The organism is Borborobacter xinjiangensis (assembly GCF_047739745.1).
Lineage (GTDB): Bacteria > Pseudomonadota > Alphaproteobacteria > Rhizobiales > Rhizobiaceae > Pseudaminobacter.
The window spans coordinates 161,786-180,951 of record NZ_JBLLVA010000007.1 but is presented as its reverse complement, the minus strand read 5'-3'; the positions used below and the strand labels follow the sequence as shown (position 1 = coordinate 180,951).

Annotated in this window: 16 protein-coding genes; 5 read left to right on the top strand and 11 right to left on the bottom strand. The window is 61.5% G+C overall.

Features of this window, described 5'->3' with window-relative positions; genetic code table 11:
- Window positions 1-162 precede the first annotated feature (162 nt).
- The 5 genes from ACLKMW_RS10780 to ACLKMW_RS10760 all read left to right on the top strand — a co-directional run bounded on the left by ACLKMW_RS10780 (window position 163) and on the right by ACLKMW_RS10760 (window position 5,331).
- Window positions 163-723 (top strand): F0F1 ATP synthase subunit delta, encoded by a 561-nt coding sequence (locus ACLKMW_RS10780; protein WP_415724459.1) that lies wholly within the window; start codon window positions 163-165, stop codon window positions 721-723.
- Window positions 723-2,252, top strand: a complete 1,530-nt coding sequence (gene atpA, locus ACLKMW_RS10775; RefSeq protein WP_415724458.1) for a F0F1 ATP synthase subunit alpha — start codon at window positions 723-725, stop codon at window positions 2,250-2,252. The genes ACLKMW_RS10780 and atpA overlap by 1 nt, the downstream gene beginning before the upstream one ends.
- A 16-nt stretch (window positions 2,253-2,268) precedes the next feature.
- Entirely contained in the window at window positions 2,269-3,153 is an 885-nt protein-coding gene (locus ACLKMW_RS10770) for a F0F1 ATP synthase subunit gamma (protein WP_415724457.1), read from the top strand.
- Between the two features lie 76 nt (window positions 3,154-3,229).
- The gene (gene atpD, locus ACLKMW_RS10765; RefSeq protein ID WP_415724456.1) at window positions 3,230-4,834 is read left to right on the top strand and encodes a F0F1 ATP synthase subunit beta; all 1,605 of its coding nucleotides are present in this window, start codon (window positions 3,230-3,232) and stop codon (window positions 4,832-4,834) included.
- Between the two features lie 98 nt (window positions 4,835-4,932).
- Window positions 4,933-5,331, top strand: a complete 399-nt coding sequence (locus tag ACLKMW_RS10760) for a F0F1 ATP synthase subunit epsilon (RefSeq protein WP_415724455.1) — start codon at window positions 4,933-4,935, stop codon at window positions 5,329-5,331.
- Window positions 5,332-5,770: 439 nt separating this feature from the next.
- On the opposite strand, the gene ACLKMW_RS10755 is transcribed toward ACLKMW_RS10760, so the two are convergent.
- The 11 genes from ACLKMW_RS10755 to ftsH all read right to left on the bottom strand — a co-directional run bounded on the left by ACLKMW_RS10755 (window position 5,771) and on the right by ftsH (window position 19,094).
- Window positions 5,771-7,495 carry an ABC transporter substrate-binding protein gene (locus ACLKMW_RS10755; protein WP_415724454.1) on the bottom strand — a complete coding sequence of 575 codons (1,725 nt, stop codon included), beginning with the start codon at window positions 7,493-7,495 and terminating at the stop codon, window positions 5,771-5,773.
- A 71-nt stretch (window positions 7,496-7,566) separates the two neighbouring features.
- Window positions 7,567-7,848: a DUF2160 domain-containing protein gene (locus ACLKMW_RS10750; RefSeq protein WP_415724453.1), complete on the bottom strand. Its 282-nt coding sequence runs from the start codon at window positions 7,846-7,848 to the stop codon at window positions 7,567-7,569.
- A gap of 11 nt (window positions 7,849-7,859) precedes the next feature.
- Window positions 7,860-8,678, bottom strand: coding sequence for a carbohydrate ABC transporter permease (locus tag ACLKMW_RS10745; RefSeq protein WP_415724473.1), 819 nt, complete (start codon window positions 8,676-8,678; stop codon window positions 7,860-7,862).
- 109 nt (window positions 8,679-8,787) lie between these two features.
- Window positions 8,788-9,654, bottom strand: coding sequence for a carbohydrate ABC transporter permease (locus ACLKMW_RS10740; RefSeq protein ID WP_415724452.1), 867 nt, complete (start codon window positions 9,652-9,654; stop codon window positions 8,788-8,790).
- A 5-nt stretch (window positions 9,655-9,659) separates the two neighbouring features.
- Entirely contained in the window at window positions 9,660-10,730 is a 1,071-nt protein-coding gene (locus ACLKMW_RS10735; RefSeq protein ID WP_415724451.1) for an ABC transporter ATP-binding protein, read from the bottom strand.
- 9 nt (window positions 10,731-10,739) lie between these two features.
- Complete coding sequence (locus ACLKMW_RS10730; protein WP_415724450.1) at window positions 10,740-11,822, bottom strand: ABC transporter ATP-binding protein; 1,083 nt, start codon at window positions 11,820-11,822, stop codon at window positions 10,740-10,742.
- A 15-nt stretch (window positions 11,823-11,837) separates the two neighbouring features.
- Complete coding sequence (glpD, locus tag ACLKMW_RS10725) at window positions 11,838-13,364, bottom strand: glycerol-3-phosphate dehydrogenase (protein ID WP_415724449.1); 1,527 nt, start codon at window positions 13,362-13,364, stop codon at window positions 11,838-11,840.
- Between the two features lie 182 nt (window positions 13,365-13,546).
- Window positions 13,547-14,245 carry an outer membrane protein gene (locus tag ACLKMW_RS10720; RefSeq protein WP_415724448.1) on the bottom strand — a complete coding sequence of 233 codons (699 nt, stop codon included), beginning with the start codon at window positions 14,243-14,245 and terminating at the stop codon, window positions 13,547-13,549.
- 176 nt (window positions 14,246-14,421) lie between these two features.
- Window positions 14,422-15,201: an outer membrane protein gene (locus tag ACLKMW_RS10715; RefSeq protein ID WP_415724447.1), complete on the bottom strand. Its 780-nt coding sequence runs from the start codon at window positions 15,199-15,201 to the stop codon at window positions 14,422-14,424.
- Window positions 15,202-15,390: 189 nt separating this feature from the next.
- The gene (gene glmM, locus ACLKMW_RS10710; RefSeq protein ID WP_415724446.1) at window positions 15,391-16,743 is read right to left on the bottom strand and encodes a phosphoglucosamine mutase; all 1,353 of its coding nucleotides are present in this window, start codon (window positions 16,741-16,743) and stop codon (window positions 15,391-15,393) included.
- 410 nt (window positions 16,744-17,153) lie between these two features.
- On the bottom strand, window positions 17,154-19,094 hold the full coding sequence (gene ftsH / locus ACLKMW_RS10705; protein ID WP_415724445.1) for an ATP-dependent zinc metalloprotease FtsH: 1,941 nt from the start codon (window positions 19,092-19,094) through the stop codon (window positions 17,154-17,156).
- Window positions 19,095-19,166 lie beyond the last annotated feature (72 nt).

The following is a 19,166-nucleotide window of genomic DNA, read 5'->3' as shown; positions in this document are numbered from 1 at the left end:
GACTCTGAAAGGCGTATGCTAGACGGCAATCGACTTTCGATCGGGGGATACGACTGCCGTTTCTCCGTGATCGAAAAAAATGCAGCAAGGCCAAAGATTTAGTCAGGGCTCCGGCTCACGCCAACAATCTTCCGGCCTGTCAGACAAGAGAAAAGACGGACCGTGGCAAAGTCTAGCTCGCCAATCTCCGCTGTTGCCGAACGCTACGCGGGTTCATTGTATGAACTGGCCGTTCAAGCCAATGCGGTGGCGATGGTGGAAAAAGATCTCGGACGCTTTGAGGCACTGCTTGCCGATAGCGACGATCTTTCCCGCATGATCAAGAGCCCGGTCTTCTCGTCCGACGAGCAGTTCAAGGCCATTGCGGCGGTTGCCGACAAGGCCGGGATCACCGGTCTGGTCGGAAATTTCCTGCGGGTTGTCGCTCAGAACCGCCGGCTTTTTGCCGTTCCCGGCATGATCAAGGCGTTCCGCGAGATCGCGGCCGAGCAGCGCGGCGAAGTCGCCGCCGAGGTGGCTTCGGCGCATCCATTGACGGCCGCGCAACAAACCGAACTGAAGGCCGCCCTCAAGGGCGTCGCCGGCAAGGATGTGTCCATCACCGTAACCGTCGATCCGTCATTGCTTGGCGGGCTGGTGGTCAAGATGGGTTCGCGCCAGATCGACACGTCGCTTAAAACCAAACTCAATTCGCTCAAGCTTGCACTGAAAGAGGTCGGCTGATGGACATCCGCGCCGCGGAAATTTCCGCAATTCTCAAAGACCAGATCAAGAATTTCGGCAAGGAAGCCGAAGTTTCCGAGGTTGGGCAGGTCCTGTCCGTCGGTGACGGCATCGCCCGCGTCTACGGCCTCGACAATGTCCAGGCCGGCGAGATGGTCGAATTCCCCGGCGGCATTCGCGGCATGGCGCTGAACCTGGAAAGCGACAATGTCGGCGTCGTCATCTTCGGCAGCGACCGCGACATCAAGGAAGGCGACACCGTCAAGCGTACGGGCGCAATCGTCGACGTTCCGGTCGGCAAGGGTCTCCTCGGCCGCGTCGTCGACGCCTTGGGCAACCCGATCGACGGCAAGGGGCCGATCGTTGCCGCCGAGCGTCGCCGCGTGGACGTCAAGGCTCCCGGCATCATCCCCCGCAAGTCGGTGCATGAGCCGATGTCGACCGGCCTCAAGGCCATCGACGCGCTGATCCCGGTTGGCCGCGGCCAGCGCGAACTGGTTATCGGTGACCGCCAGACCGGCAAGACCGCCATTATCCTCGACACCATCCTGAACCAGAAGTCGATCCACGACAGCGGTCCGGACTCAGAGAAGCTGTTCTGCGTCTACGTCGCGGTTGGCCAGAAGCGCTCGACCGTCGCGCAGTTCGTGAAGGTTCTGGAGGAGCGCGGTGCGCTCGACTATTCGATCATCATCGCGGCGACCGCGTCCGATCCGGCGCCGATGCAGTTCCTGGCGCCGTTCGCCGGCTGCGCCATGGGCGAGTATTTCCGCGACAACGGCATGCACGCCCTGATCGGCTATGACGATCTGTCGAAGCAGGCCGTCGCCTATCGCCAGATGTCGCTGCTTCTGCGTCGTCCGCCCGGCCGCGAAGCCTATCCGGGCGACGTCTTCTACCTGCATTCGCGCCTTTTGGAGCGTTCGGCCAAGCTGAACGACGACAATGGCAATGGCTCGCTGACGGCTCTGCCGGTCATCGAGACGCAGGCCAACGACGTGTCGGCCTACATTCCGACCAACGTGATCTCGATCACCGACGGCCAGATATTCCTCGAGACCAACCTGTTCTTCCAGGGCATCCGCCCGGCGGTGAACGTCGGTCTGTCGGTGTCGCGCGTCGGTTCGTCCGCCCAGATCAAGGCGATGAAACAGGTCGCCGGTTCGATCAAGGGCGAGCTTGCGCAGTACCGCGAGATGGCGGCCTTCGCGCAGTTCGGTTCCGACCTCGATGCGGCCACGCAACGCCTGCTCAATCGCGGCGCGCGCCTGACCGAACTCCTGAAGCAGCCGCAATTCTCGCCGCTGAAGACGGAAGAGCAGGTCGCCGTGATCTTCGCGGGCGTCAACGGCTATCTCGACAAGCTGACGATCGATCAGGTCGGCAAGTTCGAGCAGGGGCTGCTGACCCATATGCGCTCGGAAGGCAAGGACGTGCTCGAAGGCATCCGCAAGGAGAAGGCGCTGAGCGACGATCTGCGGGCCAAGCTCAAGGAACACATCGACGCTTTCGCGAAAAACTTCGCCTGACGATGACGGGTAAGGCATGGCCTCGTTAAAAGACCTCCGCAACCGTATCGCCTCGGTCAAGGCGACGCAGAAGATCACCAAGGCGATGCAGATGGTCGCCGCGGCGAAGCTGCGCCGTGCTCAGGAGGCGGCGGAAGCCGCGCGGCCTTATTCGCAGCGCATGAGCGCGGTTCTGGCCAACATCGCACAGGCGGTCGGCAGCGGCAGCGACGTGCCGGCGCTGATGACCGGCACCGAGAAGGACGATACGCATCTGCTTATCGTCTGTACGGCCGAGCGTGGCCTGTGTGGCGGCTTCAACTCGCAGATCGCGCGTTTCGCGCGCGACCATATCCGTCGGCTTCAGGCAAACGGCAAGACGGTGAAGATCATCTGCGTCGGCAAGAAGGGCTTCGACATCCTTCGCCGCGAATTCGCCGCGTTGATCATCGAGCGTGTCGACCTGCGCGAGGCCAAGCAGCTTGGTTTCGTTCATGCCGACGCCATCGCCAAGAAGGTGATCTCCCTGTTCAACGAGGGGGCCTTCGACGTCTGCACTCTGTTCTATTCCGAGTTCAAGTCGGTGATCAGCCAGGTGCCGACAGCCCAGCAGATCATTCCGGCCGCACCCGCTGCAGCCGGCTCGGATGCCCAGACCACCGGCGGCGCGATCTACGAATACGAGCCGGAACCCGGCGAGATCCTGAGCGATCTCATTCCGCGCAACATCTCGGTGCAGATTTTCCGGGCGCTGCTTGAAAATGCAGCCGGCGAAATGGGCGCCAAGATGAGCGCCATGGACAATGCGACGCGCAATGCGGGCGACATGATCAACCGGCTGACGATCACCTACAACCGCCAGCGTCAGGCGCAGATCACCAAGGAACTGATCGAAATCATTTCGGGCGCTGAGGCGCTCTAGGCACGTGATCGCGGAAGGCCGGCGGCTTTCCGGGCGACCACGTCGAAACGAGAAACGGACCAAAGAGGTTACCACGATGGCTAAAGCAGCTACTCCGAAAGCGGCACCGGCGGCAAAGGCCCCGGCAGCAAAAAAGGCTCCCGCCGCCAAGGCTGAGGCCGTGAAGGCTCCCGCCGCGAAGGCTCCGGCCAAGACTGCTGCCGCCAAGGCTGCCGCTGCCCGGTCGTCGGCTCCGATTCTGGCCGCCAAGGGCGCTGCCGGCACCGTGTCCCAGGTTATCGGCGCCGTCGTCGACGTGCAGTTCGAGGGTGAACTGCCGCCGATTTTGAACGCGCTGGAGACCGACAACGGCGGGCATCGTCTCGTCTTGGAAGTCGCGCAGCATCTCGGCGAGAACACGGTGCGCTGCATCGCCATGGATACATCCGAGGGCCTGGTGCGGGGACAGCCGGTCTATGACACGGGCGAGCCGATCTCCGTGCCGGTTGGCGACGAGACGCTCGGCCGCATCATGAACGTCATCGGCGAGCCGGTCGACGAAGCCGGTCCGGTCAACACCAAGTCACGCCGCGCCATCCACCAGGACGCGCCGGACTATGTCGACCAGTCGACGGAAGCGCAGATTCTGGTTACCGGCATCAAGGTCGTCGACCTGCTCGCGCCGTACGCCCGTGGCGGCAAGATCGGCCTGTTCGGCGGCGCCGGCGTCGGCAAGACTGTGCTGATCCAGGAACTCATCAACAACGTCGCCAAGGCGCATGGCGGTTACTCGGTGTTCGCCGGCGTCGGCGAGCGCACGCGCGAGGGCAACGACCTCTATCACGAAATGATCGAGTCGGGCGTGAACAAGGACCCGCACAAGAACAACGGCTCGACCGAGGGCTCGAAGTGCGCCCTGGTGTTCGGCCAGATGAACGAGCCGCCCGGCGCGCGCGCCCGCGTCGCCCTTTCGGGCCTGACGATCGCCGAGCATTTCCGCGACCAGGGTCAGGACGTGCTGTTCTTCGTCGACAACATTTTCCGCTTCACCCAGGCGGGCTCCGAGGTTTCGGCGCTGCTCGGCCGCATCCCTTCGGCCGTGGGCTATCAGCCGACGCTGTCGACCGACATGGGTGCGATGCAGGAGCGCATCACCACCACCAACAAGGGTTCGATCACCTCGGTGCAGGCGATCTACGTGCCCGCCGACGACTTGACCGACCCGGCGCCGGCGACCTCGTTCGCCCATCTTGACGCGACGACCGTGCTCAATCGCGCGATTTCCGAAAAGGGCATTTACCCGGCCGTCGATCCGCTCGATTCGACCTCGCGCATGCTCGACCCGATGATCGTCGGTGAGGAGCACTACCAGGTCGCTCGTAAGGTCCAGGAAATCCTCCAGCGCTACAAGTCGCTGCAGGACATCATCGCCATTCTCGGCATGGACGAGCTGTCGGAAGAGGACAAGGTCACGGTGGCGCGCGCCCGTAAAGTCGAGCGCTTCCTGTCGCAGCCCTTCTTCGTCGCGGAAGTGTTCACCGGTTCGCCCGGCCAGCTCGTGCCGCTGGAAGACACGATCCGCAGCTTCAAGGGGCTGGTCGAGGGTGAGTACGACCATCTGCCGGAAGCTGCCTTCTACATGGTCGGATCGATCGAAATGGCGATCGAGAAGGCCGAACGCCTGGCAGCCGAAGCAGCCTGATCCGAGCGAATAGCGAATAGGGAGTAGCGAGTAGGGAACTGGCGACGCGGCGAATTTGAACTATTCGCTATTCGCTATTCACTGGCGCTATGTTTGTCATGCCAGATAGCTTCAAGTTCGAACTGGTCTCGCCGGAGCGCCTGCTCGTCTCGGAAGAGGTGCAGTCGGTGATCATCCCCGGTGCGGATGGCGAGATGACGGTGCTGGCTAACCACGCGCCGGTGATGACCAACGTCCAGCCGGGCGTCGTGACTGTCAAGCCGCTCTCCGGCGCCGACGAGCGCTATGTCGTCTTCGGCGGTTTTGCCGATATTCTGCCGAGCGGCTGTACCTTGCTCGCCGAATCGGCGGTACCGGTGGCGAGCATCGATCGGGAAGATGTCGCCCGCCGCATCCAGGAAGCGCGTGAGGACGTCGCCGACGCCAAGACAGACGAGGCGCGGACCCGTGCCGAGGCGTTCCTCAGTCAGCTGACCACGCTCGAAGCCGCGCTTTAATCCTATCGTATTTCCAAAATGCCTCCGGCGCGACAGCACCGGAGGCATTTTTGCGTTTGATATTTGAGCAAAGCCGGTGCAACGGCGCGAAAATTGATCGCGACCCTTCCGCTTCGGACAAAGATCGCTTGTACTTTACTCTCTCACCTCAGAGCGTGAGCAGAGTTCCGGTCAGGCCAGCGCTGCCCTCTCGCCCACGCACCGGATCCTGCAGGTCTCGGGCTTGGCGGTGCCACCGCGGCCTGTGCGAAGTCCTGATCTTTGTCCATTCCCGCCGACAGAATGCGTTCATATGACTACGATTGGCCCCGACGTGAGGGAGCCCCGACTTGGCTTGAATTGGTTCGCTGCGAAAGCAGCAATGACGCTGAAATAAAGAGGGGAGACGGCCTGTGCCATCTCCCCTCCTGTCACGCGTAAGCGAGACGTGATCTATGCCTCACTTGTTCCAGCTCTTCACCAGTTCGTCGTAGTTGATGGTGATCGGCTTTTCCTTTTCGTTGTCGATCTTCAATTGAGGCGCGAGATTGCCGTTCTTGACGGCGTCAGCGTTCCAATAGGCAAGATCGTGTTCCTCCGCCAGTTTGGGGCCGATATCGCCCTGGATGCCGGCGCGTTCGAGACGTTCAAGCACCTTCTCCTGCTCGGCGCAGAGCGAATCCATGGCTTCCTGCGCGGACTTTGCGCCGGATGACGCATCGCCGATCGCCTGCCACCAGAGCTGTGCCAGCTTTGGATAATCGGGCACGTTGGTGCCGGTCGGCGACCATTGCAGGCGCGCCGGCGAGCGATAGAACTCGATCAGCCCGCCAAGCTTCGGTGCACGGTCGGTGAAGCTCTGGTGATCGAGGGTCGACTGCCGGATGAAGGTCAGGCCGACATGGCTCTTCTTCACATCGACGGTCTTGGACGTGACGAACTGCGCGTAGAGCCAGGCGGCCTTGGCGCGGTCGTCCGGGGTCGACTTCATCAGCGTCCAGGAGCCTGCATCCTGGTAGCCGAGCTTCATGCCGTCCTTCCAGTAGACGCCGTGTGGCGACGGCGCGAAGCGCCATTTGGGCGTGCCGTCTTCGTTCACCACCGGCAGGCCTTCCTTCACGAAGTCGGCGGTGAAGGCCGTGTAGGTGAACATCTGCTGGGCGATCTCACCCTGCGACGGGACCGGGCCGGATTCGGAGAAGGTCATGCCCCCTGCCGCCGCCGGCGCATAGGCCTTCATCCAGTCCAGATATTTCTGGATGGCGTAGACCGAGGCCGGGCCGTTGGTGTCACCGCCGCGTGCAACGCAGGAGCCGACGGGCCGCGAGTTTTCGTCGACCTTGATGCCCCATTCGTCGACCGGCTTACCGTTCGGAATGCCCTTGTCGCCGTTGCCGGCCATCGAGAGCCAGGCGTCGGTGAAGCGCCAGCCGAGCGACGGGTCCTTCTTGCCGTAGTCCATGTGGCCATAGACCTTCTTGCCGTCGATCTCGCGGCCGGTGAAGAATTCGGCGATATCCTCATAGGCCGACCAGTTGACCGGAACGCCGAGGTCGTAGCCGTACTTCTCCTTGAAGTCCGCCTTGTTCTTCTCGTCGTTGAACCAGTCGTAGCGGAACCAGTAGAGGTTTGCGAACTGCTGGTCGGGAAGCTGGTAGAGCTTGCCGTCGGGTGCAGTGGTGAACGACTTGCCGATGAAATCGTCTATGTCGAGATTCGGATTGGTGACGTCCTTGCCTTCGTTCGCCATCCAGTCGGTCAGGCTGCGTGCCTGCTGGTAGCGCCAGTGTGTGCCGATTAGATCCGAATCGTTGATATAGGCGTCGTAGATGTTCTCGCCGGACTGCATCTGCGTCTGCAGCTTTTCGACGACGTCGCCTTCGCCGATCAGGTCATGGGTAACCTTGATGCCGGTGATGTCGGAAAACGCCTTCGCAAGCGTCTTCGATTCATATTCGTGGGTCGTGATGGTTTCGGACACCACCTTGATGTCCATGCCGGCAAATGGCTTGGCGGCGTCGATGAACCATTGCATCTCCGCTTCCTGGCCGGCGCGGTCGAGCGTCGACATGTCGCCGATCTCGGCGTCGAGGAACGCCTTTGCCTCTTCCATTCCGGCATAGGCTTGGCCGGCGCCGAGAAGCAGGATAAGCGCTGTCGTCGAAGTCAGGAATTGTCGTTTCATATGTACCTCCCTTTATCTGGTTGCAGTTCGATCAGAGCGGCCGGACAGTGGACGCTCCAATTCATGTTCGCTCAAACGAAACGGAAAACGCCGATGGCGTAGACCACCGAAAGAGCCAGAGCCCACCAAAGGTTGGGGCCGACGAGCCCCAGCCAGCCAAGATGAATGAAAGCGCTGCCGAGCAGCGAAACAAATAGCCTGTCGCCGCGCGTCGTTTCGAAGCGCAGAATGCCGACCCGCGGATTGCCGCCGGGCGAAACGTATTCCCACACCGCCATGCCGACGAGCAGAAGCGCGATGGTGCAGAAGAAGAGCGCCGTCGGCAGCGTCCAGGCCATCCACGCGAAGTTCATCACCGACTCCCTCAAACGCGGCCCAGGGCAAAGCCCTTGGCGATGTAGTTGCGAACGAACCAGATAACGAGCGCGCCGGGAATGATGGTCAGCACGCCGGCTGCGGCGAGCACGCCCCAGTCGAGGCCGGAGGCCGAAACCGTGCGGGTCATGATGGCGGCGATCGGCTTGGCGGCGGTCGTCGTCAGTGTGCGTGCGATCAGGAGTTCGACCCAGGAGAACATGAAGCAGAAGAACGCCGCCACCCCGATGCCGCTGGCGATCAGCGGCATGAAGATTTTCAGGAAGAAGCGCGGAAAGGAGTAGCCGTCGATGTAGGCGGTCTCGTCGATTTCCTTCGGCACTCCCGACATGAAGCCTTCGAGAATCCACACTGCCAGCGGCACGTTGAACAGGCAGTGCGCCAGCGCCACCGCAATATGCGTGTCGATCAGGCCGAAAGCCGAATAAAGCTGGAAGAACGGCAGGGCGAACACCGCCGGCGGTGCCATGCGGTTGGTGAGCAGCCAGAAGAACAGGTGCTTGTCGCCAAGGAAACGGTAGCGCGAAAAGGCATAGGCTGCCGGCAGGGCGACACTGACCGAGATCAGCGTATTGATGACGACATAGATGATCGAGTTGATATAGCCCCTGTACCAGGAAGGATCGGTGAAAATCACCGCATAGTTGCGCAAGGTCGGGTTCTGCGGCCACAGCGAGAAGGCGCCGAGAATCTCCTGGTTGGTCTTGAAGCTCATATTGATGAGCCAGTAGATCGGCAGCATCAGGAAGATGATGTAGAGCGTCGGCACCAGCCACCAGAAGCGGGATTCCTCGCCGCGCCTGCGCATCTTGCGTGCAAATGCCGCGTCGGCAGATTTCACGCCGTGCTGCGTGGCTGCCTGCCGCAACAATGCGTCGGCCCGGTCGTTCGTGGTTGTCTGCTCGGTTCCGGCCACCTTATCGCTCCGCGTCGGCGCTGGTCATGACGGTGTAGAAAACCCATGACAGCAGAAGGATGATGAGGAAGTAGACCAGCGACATGGCGGCCGCCTCGCCGAGATTGAACTCGCCGATGGCGAGTTTGACGAGATCGATCGACAGGAAGGTGGTCGTGTTTCCGGGGCCGCCGCCGGTCACCACGAAAGGTTCGGTGTAGATCATGAAACTGTCCATGAAGCGCAGCAGCACGGCGATCAAAAGCACGCGGTTCATCTTGGGCAGCTGGATGTAGCGGAAGATCGCCCAGCGCGAGGCGCCATCGATCTTGGCGGCCTGGTAGTAGGCGTCCGGAATGGAGACCAGGCCGGCATAGCACAGGAGCACCACCAGGCTTGTCCAGTGCCAGACATCCATGATGATCACGGTCACCCAGGCGTCAAACGGGTCGTTGACATAGTTGTAGTCGATGCCGAGCGACGACAGTACATAGCCGAGCAGGCCGATATCGATGCGCCCGAAGACCTGCCAGATGGTGCCGACGACATTCCACGGAATGAGCAGCGGCAGCGCCATCAGCACCAGGCACACCGACACGCCCCAGCCTTTCTTGGGCATGTTGAGTGCGATGAAGATGCCGAGCGGAATTTCGATCGCGAGGATGATCGCCGAAAACAGAAGATTGCGCCCCATCGAATCCCAGAAGCGGTCCGAATGGAGGATTTCCTCGTACCATTCGGTTCCGGCCCAGAAGAATTCGTTGCGGCCGAAAGTGTCCTGCACGGAATAGTTGACCACCGTCATCAGCGGGATCAGCGCCGAAAACGCCACCAGCACCAGCACCGGCAGCACCATGAACCAGGCCTTGTTGTTCCAGGTCTTGTCCATGGGCGTCAGGCTCCCGTCGCGATGCGCCAGGAATTGGCGTAGATGTTGATGCCGGCCGGCTCGAAGCTGACCTTCGGGTCGGCGGGGATGTTGTCGTCCTCGCCGAGAATGGCTGCGATCTCATGGCCATCGAGCTGAGCGCGCACCACCTTGTGGCGCCCGATATCCTCTACCTTGCGGATCGAAACCGGCATGCCGTGCTCGCCGAGCCGGACATATTCGGGGCGGATGCCAAGCTCGATCGATCCGCTTGGGGCCGAAGCGGGTGCCGCCGGCAGATCGATCGTCCGGGAACCCAGCCTGACGCTCTTTCCATCGAGCTCGACCGGCAGCAGGTTCATGCCCGGCGAACCGATGAAGTAGCCGACGAATGTGTGCTTGGGGCGCTCGAACAGCTCGGCCGGCGTGCCGATCTGGACGATCTCGCCGTCGAACATCACCACGACCTTTTCCGCAAAGGTCAGCGCTTCGGTCTGGTCGTGGGTGACATAGATCATGGTGTAGCCGTAGCGATGGTGAAGCTGCTTCAACTGCGAGCGCAGCACCCATTTCATATGCGGGTCGATCACGGTCAGCGGCTCATCGAACAGGATCGCGTTGACGTCGGAACGCACCAGTCCGCGTCCGAGCGAGATCTTCTGCTTCTGGTCGGCGGTCAGGCCGCGCGCGCGGCGCTTCGCCCAGCTTGCCAGATCGATCATCTCCAGCGTCTCGCGCACTTTCTTGTCGACGCTAGCCTCCGGCACGCCGCGATTGCGCAGCGGAAAGGCCAGATTGTCGTAGACGGTCATGGTGTCGTAGATGACCGGGAACTGAAAGACCTGGGCGATGTTGCGCTCCTGTGTCGAAAGGCGGGTTACGTCCTGCCCGTCGAACAGCAGCTGCCCATGCGATGCGTGCAGCAGGCCGGAAATGATGTTGAGCAGCGTGGTCTTGCCGCATCCCGACGGCCCGAGCAGCGCATAGGCACCGCCATCCTCGAAGGTGTGGTGAACATCCTTCAACGCGTAGTCGGCATCCGATTTCGGATCTGACGTGTAGGCGTGGCGGATATGGTTGAGATCGATGCGCGCCATATCAGCCCCTCACGCCGCGATTCGCGGGGCGGCGGTCACAGCGCGCCCTTCCGCGTCGAAAACCATGAGATGGCGCGGATCGACGAACACTTCGATCGTCTCGTCCGGGTCGAACACGCGGATGCCGTGCGCCAGCATCACCCAGCGAACGTCGGCGAAATCAAGGTGCACGAAGCTCTCGGAGCCGGTGATCTCGGTGATGGAAACCTTCGCCCTGATCGGCACGGCGGCCGGGCCGGTGCGGTGAAGCGTCAGGTGGTGCGGGTGAAAGGCAATGGTGTAGCTGGCGTCGGCGATATCGGCCAGCTCGGCCGGCGCGGGCAGGTTGACGCCGCCTTCGAGGAGAAAACTCGGCCCCTGCTTGCGCAGCACGATGGTGTTCAGCGGCGGATCGGCGAAGGTACGCGCCGTCAGCAGATCGTTCGGCCGGCGAAATACCTCGATTGTCGGGCCGAACTGGGTAATTCGACCTTCCGACAAGGTTGCCGTGTTTCCTCCGAGCAGCAGGGCCTCATGGGGCTCGGTGGTCGCATAGACGAAGATCGCGCCGGTTTCGGCGAAGATTTTCGGCAGTTCCTGACGCAGCTCCTCGCGCAGCTTGTAATCCAGATTGGCAAGCGGCTCGTCGAGCAGTACCAGCTTGGCGTTCTTGACCATGGCGCGCGCCAGCGCGGTGCGTTGCTGCTGCCCGCCTGACAGGTTGAGCGGTGTACGGTCGAGATAAGGGGTCAGCTTAAGCAACTCGGCGGCGCGGCGCACCTCACGGTCTATCTGCTCCTTGCCGACCCCGGCCACCCGCAGCGGCGAGGCGATGTTTTCGTAGACGGTCATGGCCGGATAGTTGATGAACTGCTGGTAGACCATGGCGACGTTGCGCTTCTGCACCGGTTGGCCGGTCACGTCGACGCCGTCGAACCACACCGAGCCGGAGGTCGGCGTGTCGAGGCCGGCCATCAGCCGCATGAGGCTGGTCTTGCCCGACAGCGTCGGGCCGAGCAGCACGTTGAGCGAACCATGCCGCAGGGCAAGCGAGATGTCGTCGATATGGGTGACGCCGCCTACGGTCTTGGAAACTGCCCTGAGTTCAAGCATCGTTTGCCTCCCCGCCTATTCCGCAGCCGCATTGTGCACGCCGGCGCAGCCGCGCATGAAGTCCTCGAGCGCGTCGGCCTGTTCGCGGCTTAGCCGCAGTCCGCGCTTGGTACGTCGCCACAATACATCTTCCGCGGTGATCGCCCATTCACGATCGATCAGATGGCGCACCTCCGCCTCGTAGAGATCCGCGCCGAAGTTTCGGCCAAGGTCGGCAATGGACCTGGCCATTCCGAGGATTGTGACTGCCGTCGTGCCGTAAAGCCGCACCAGCCGGCGCGCATGGACCGCGTCTATGAATGGATAGCGCGCTTTCAGCCGTTCGACCTCGGCTTGAAAGCCATTCGCCGGAAAGTCGCCCCCGGGCAGTCGCGCCTTTGCCGTCCAAGACCCGCCCTTGCCGCCGATCAGTCCCCCGATCTTGTCCAGGACCGCTTCGGACAGCCGGCGATAGGTCGTGATCTTGCCGCCGAAGACATTGATGAGCGGTGCGGCGGCGCCAGCGTCGTATGCCTTCAGCACATAGTCGCGGGTCGCTTCCTGTGCCTTGGAGGTACCGTCGTCATAGAGTGGCCGCACCGCCGCATAGGTCCAGACAATATCCTCGCGGCGCACCGGCTTGGCGAAATACTCGCTTGCCGCGCCGCACAGATAGTCGATCTCGGCGTCGCTGATTTCCACTTCATGCGGATCACCGGAAAAATCCCGGTCGGTTGTGCCGATCAGCGTGAACTCGTCCTCATAGGGAATGGCGAAGATGATGCGTCCGTCCCTGTTCTGGAAGAAGTAGGCGCGGGGGTCGTCGAATTTCTGCTTCACGACGATATGGCTGCCTTGGACAAGCCGCACATTGTGGACGTCATCTTGCCCGAGTGCGTCGGCCAGCACCTTGTCGACCCAGGGGCCGGCGGCATTCACGAGCAAACGCGCCCGCACGGTTTCCACCTCGCCGCTGTGCCGGTTCTCGACATCGACCTCCCACACATTGCCATCGTGCCGGGCATTCGCCACCTTCGACCTCGTGCGGATCGTGGCGCCCCGGTCGGCCGCGTCGCGGGCGTTCAAAACCACCAGCCGCGCATCGTTGACCCAGCAATCGGAATATTCGAAGGCGCGCTTGAACAGCGGCTTCAGCGGCTTGCTGGCGGCATCCCGGGTCATATCCAGCATTTTGGTCGCCGGCAGAGCCTCGCGTCCGCCGATGTGATCGTAGAGAAAAAGGCCGAGCCTGAGCAGCCAGGCCGGGCGCAGGCCCTTGGCATGCGGCAGCACGAAACGCATGGGCCAAATGATGTGGGGAGCAAGCCGCCACAGCACCTCGCGCTCCATCAGCGATTCGCGGACCAGCCTGAACTCATAATGTTCGAGATAGCGCAGGCCGCCATGGATGAGCTTGGTGGAGCCCGAAGAGGTGCCACTGGCGAGATCGTTCATTTCAGCGAGAAAGACCGAATATCCGCGACCGGCAGCGTCGCGGGCGATGCCGCAGCCGTTGATGCCGCCGCCGATGACAAAGATGTCATAGGTCCGGATTTCGTCCACAAAGCCTCCCGTGCTTTCGCATCGCAACATTTCTGCACGCGTCGAAGCATTCGAGAAATTATTTCGAAATCATAACGAATGTCAAACGAAATGAGCCCGCACTTCGCCTGCTAAAGATAGCCGGAAACGCAAACGGCGGGCCGAGGCCCGCGGTTTGTGTGATCCAGAAACGAAATTGGCGATTACCAGAGGTCGTAACGCAGGCCGACCCTGAGCTGATGATAGTCGACGCCTTCGTCGATGCTGAGAGTATCTGTATCCAGATAGGCCAGTCCCGGCGAGCTGAGATACTGGTAGCCGAAATCCATCGAAACGTTCTGCGACAGCCTGTAGTTGACGCCGGCGCCAAGGGAGTAGGCGAATTCGTACTGCCGGTCGGAAAAGTCGACATCCAGGCCAAGGCTGGGCGAGTCGATCGTGAACTGCTGCTTTGCGGAAAGAAAGCCCGCGCCAGCGCCAACATAGGGTGTGAAGCCCGCTACGGTGCCGAGATCGACATAGCCGTTCACCATGCCAGTCCATGCCGTGTATTTTGCAGAGATGCGGTCTACGCCATTGTCGAAATCGTAGGTGTCGCGCGCCACGAAACCGAGGTTAAGCTCGGCGCGCAGGAAATCGGTGAAATGATACCCGACACCGACGCCGCCGTTGAAACGGATATTGTCCGTCTCCTCGCCGAGCAGGGTGAAATCATAGAGCGGCCTGTCGAGATTGTAGCCGACATCGCCGCGCAGGTACCAGCCTGAGCCGACCTCGACGGGAACATATTCCGGACCGCTTTCGACAAGGATAGGCGGTTCATAGTCGACTGCCATTGCCGGTGCCGTTTGCCAAAGAGCGGCCGCGGCAAGCGACAGGGCGATACGCGTTTGCATGCTCATGGTCACAAGCTCCCCAAAGTGACACCGGTGGGCATCGCCCAACCATCTTCAGGGATCACTGTTAACTATAATAATTAAGTGCCGGTTAAGGCTAACGACAGATGTATGTCGGTGCTTGAGGAAGCAAAAAGGGCTCCCATTGGGAGCCCTTTATCAGCCGGCGGGTGCTGGAAAAGCTAGTTCAAGGCGTAGCGCAGGCCGACCTTGAGGTCGTGCGACGTCAGGTCCTTGAAGCGGAAGCCGTCGTTCGCCAGCGTGAAATCGGGATCGTCGTTCATCAGCTGCTTGGTGCGGGCATCGCCGAGTGAGACGAAGCTGTAGCCGAAGTCGACGGTGACCCTTTCTGTTGCCTGGATGCCAAGGCCGGCATGGAGCGCCCAGGCGAGATTCCACTGCGAATCCTTGTCGGCGTAGGCGCCGCCGCCATTGATGATGTTGATGTCGCGAAAGTGCGAGATCGTGTTGTAGGAAGCGCCGAGACCCGCGCCGACATAGGGCGTGATGCCGCTGAAGGTGCCGAGATCGGCATAGGCGTTGGCCATGAAGAGCCATTCGGATTTCTTGGCGCGGTAGTCGTTGGTGAAGGCGCGGCCATCACTCAGTTCCACCCAATCGAGCGCATTGAAATCGGACTTGCCGCGATATTCCGCCGTGAGATCGCCGCGCAGATAGTCGTTCAGCCTGTAGCCGATGCCGCCGCCGAAGATCGGCGCGGAGCCGAAGCCGCCTTCGTCATGCCAGCCATAGTCGGTGATGAAAGGATCCTGAAACAGGTCCGAGTCCAGCCTTTTCAGGTCCTGGTTGCTCATGCCGATATGGCCGCGTAGATACCAGCCGCCGTAATTGACCACCACCGGAGGGACTTCCTCCGGAGGGTAATAGGGATCGGCGGCCATTGCGGGAGACGCTATCCCCGCAAGCAGCGCCGCTGCGATCAAATGTCCTGCAATACGCATTCGCTTAACCCCCGCATGAGCCGGGCATATCCAAACGAGCGCCCGGGGTGATTTCAGGCATGGATAATGAATGACAAAGGTTAAGTAGCGTTTAACCGTATCGATTAACCACGAAGGCAGACAAATCGGCTTCATCAAACAAAAAACCCGCCGAAAGGGCGGGTTTTTTTGTTGGAATTGGCCGGTGGATCAGGCTGCGGTTCTGACGTCGGAAATGACGCTGACAATGTCATTGACCACGGTTTCGACCAGGGCGGGATCGTCGCCTTCGGCCATGACGCGGATCAGCGGCTCGGTGCCGGAGGGCCGGATGACAAGGCGCCCGCCATTGCCGAGACGGTTGCGTGCATCCTCTATCACCGCCTTGACGGGTGCAGCCTCGAGCGGTTTCCCGCCGGAAAAGCGCACATTCTTCAAAAGCTGCGGCACCGGCTCGAATTTCTTGCAGAGTTCGCTGACCGGCTTGTTCTGGCGCTTGATGCAGGCCAGCACCTGCAGCGCCGAAACCAGACCGTCGCCCGTGGTCGAGAAGTCCGATAGCACGATATGGCCGGACTTTTCGCCGCCGACATTCAGCCCATGCGCGCGCATATGTTCGACCACGTAGCGATCGCCGACCTTGGTGCGGTGAAGCTGCAGGCCGACGCCGTCGAGAAAACGCTCGAGCCCGAGATTGGACATGACGGTTGCCACGACACCGCCGCCGGCGAGGCGGCCGTTGCGCTGCCAGGATTCCGCGATCATCGCCATGATCTGGTCGCCATCGACCACCTCGCCCTGCTCATCGACGATGATCATGCGGTCCGCATCGCCATCAAGCGCGATGCCGATATCGGCCCGCACCTCGTGAACCTTGGCGGCGAGGCTGGCCGGATGGGTCGAGCCGCATTCCTGGTTGATGTTGAAGCCGTTTGGCTCGTTGTGAATGGTGATGACCTCGGCGCCCAATTCCCAGAGAGCTGCCGGCGCTACCTTGTAAGCGGCGCCGTTGGCGCAGTCGATAACGATGCGCAGGCCGGCCAGCGACATCGAGCGCGGCAGCGTGCGCTTGGCGAATTCAATGTAGCGGTCGTCGACGCCGTCGATGCGCTTGGCGCGTCCGAGCGCATCGACATCGGCCAACGCCATTTCGATGTCCTGGTCGAGCAGCGCCTCGATCCGCCCTTCGATCTCATCGGAGAGCTTGTAGCCGTCGGGGCCGAAAAGCTTGATGCCGTTGTCGTAGTAGGGGTTGTGCGAAGCCGAGATCATCACGCCGATATCGGCCCGCAGCGAGCGCGCCAGCATGGCAACGGCCGGCGTCGGCACCGGGCCGAGCAGGAAAACGTCCATGCCGGCCGCGCAGAACCCGGAGACCATCGCGTTTTCGATCATGTAGCCGGAAAGCCGCGTGTCCTTGCCGACGACGACGCGGTGACGATGATTGCCGCGTTGAAATGAAAGCCCGGCCGCCATGCCCACTTTCATGGCGATTTCGGCGGTCATCGGAAACTTGTTGGCTCGTCCCCGAATGCCGTCCGTCCCGAAATAGCGTTTTGTCATTCTCGTCAGAGTCCTTAGCCGGTGGCTCTCTCCCGGCACGGTTTTTGCCACAGGATCGAAGTCGGGCCTCATCACATTGTGTGATTATCGGTTACGAATCCTTCAGGATTATTTAAACCGGGTCGAAATGGCATGGGCCGGATATTCATCATTACTACGCCTGCCGCTCGCTTTCATGCAAGACTCTACAGCGCCCGCATATCCTTGATTTCCGTAACGGGGCTGCAAACTCTTGAATCTGCGCAGAGTTTGTGGCGAAAGCGATTCCGATTTTGGGTTTATGCGTTAGTAATTATGGCCAAGCATCGCCACAATTGTTGAATGCTTTTCACCGAACTGCGAAGTCAGACCGCTTCTAAACGCGAAAATGCCGCGGAACGCAAGTCCCGCGGCATTGGAAGAAATCCGCATCATCCCTGAGGCTGCGGCTCCAGGCCGGTCTCCGGCTCTTCTCCGCCCTTCTTGCGACGACCATTGCTGGAGCCGGCCTTGGGAACGGCCGAGCCGCGCGACGGCGGCGTGTCGTCACCGAGATCGCGCGACGGCTTGTTGCCGGCGATCAATTGCTTGATCTCGTCGCCCGACAGCGTCTCATATTCGAGCAGGCCCTCGGCGAGCGCGATCCAGTCCTTCTTCTTCTTGGTCAGGACAGCTTTCGCCGTGGAATAGGCTTCGTCGATCAGGCGGCGAACTTCCGCATCGATGATCTGGGCCGTTTCTTCGGAGACATTCTGCTGGCGCGCCACCGAATGGCCGAGGAACACTTCCTCCTGGTTGTCGCCATAGGCGACATGGCCGAGCTTGTCGGAAAAGCCCCAGCGGGTGACCATGGCGCGGGCAAGCTTGGTTGCCTGCTCGATGTCGGAGGAGGCGCCGGAGGTGATGTTTTCCTTGCCGAACTTGAACTCCTCGGCGACACGACCGCCCATCATGATCGCCAGCCGCGAGATCATGTATTTGTAGCTCATCGAATAGCGGTCGCCCTCCGGCAACTGCATGACCATGCCGAGCGCGCGACCGCGCGGGATGATCGTTGCCTTGTGCAACGGGTCGGCGGACGGCACGTTGAGCGCAAGGATCGCGTGGCCGGCCTCGTGATAGGCGGTCAGTTCCTTCTCGGCCTGGGTCATGGCCGAAGACCGGCGCTCCGCGCCCATCATGATCTTGTCCTTGGCGTCTTCGAATTCGGCCATGGTGACAAGGCGCTTGTTGCGCCGCGCCGCCATCAGAGCCGCCTCGTTGACGAGGTTGGCAAGATCGGCGCCGGAGAAGCCGGGCGTGCCGCGGGCGATCACCTTGAGATCGACATTGGGGGCCAGCGGCACGTTGCGCACATGCACTTTCAGGATTTTCTCGCGGCCGACAATGTCGGGGTTCGGCACCACCACCTGGCGGTCGAAGCGGCCCGGGCGCATCAGCGCCGGGTCGAGGACGTCCGGACGGTTGGTGGCCGCAATCAGGATGATGCTTTCATTGGCTTCGAAGCCGTCCATTTCGACCAGTAGCTGGTTGAGCGTCTGTTCGCGCTCGTCGTTGCCGCCGCCGAGGCCGGCACCGCGATGGCGGCCGACCGCGTCGATTTCGTCGATGAAGATGATGCAGGGCGCATTCTTCTTGGCCTGCTCGAACATGTCGCGCACGCGGCTGGCGCCGACGCCGACGAACATCTCGACGAAGTCGGAACCCGAAATGGTGAAGAACGGCACGTTCGCCTCGCCGGCGACCGAGCGCGCCAGCAGCGTCTTGCCGGTTCCGGGAGGGCCGACAAGCAGCACGCCGCGTGGGATCTTGCCGCCGAGCCGCTGGAATTTCTGCGGGTCGCGCAGGAATTCGACAATCTCTTCGAGATCCTGCTTGGCCTCGTCGACGCCGGCAACATCCTGGAAGGTGACGCGGCCATGCGCTTCGGTCAGCAGCTTGGCCTTGGACTTGCCGAAGCCCATGGCGCGACCGGAGCCGGATTGCATCTGGCGCATGAAGAATATCCACACGCCGAGGATCAGCAGCATCGGCAGCCAGCCGATCAGCATGGAAAACAGCGAGCCGGAGCCATCATTCTCAGGGCGGGCATTGATGGTCACGCCCTTTTCCTCGAGCCGCTGCACCAGCGTCGGATCGCCCGGCGAGTAGGTCTGGAAGGTGCTCGAACTGTCGGTATAGGTGCCGGAAATACGCTCACCGGCGATGGTCACCGTCTTGATGCGGCCGGACGACAGATCCTTCAGGAAATCCGAATAGGCCACGTCGCTCGTCGCACCGCGCGTTTGCGGCGTCTGGAACAGGTTGAACAATGCGATCAGGAGAACGGCGATGATCGCCCAAAGCGCTAGGTTACGATAGTTCGGATTCATCTACGATCCTGTTCGTGCCCGACCGGCGGACGCGGCGTTGAAGAAAGCTTTGCCCTAACATAGGCACCGCCA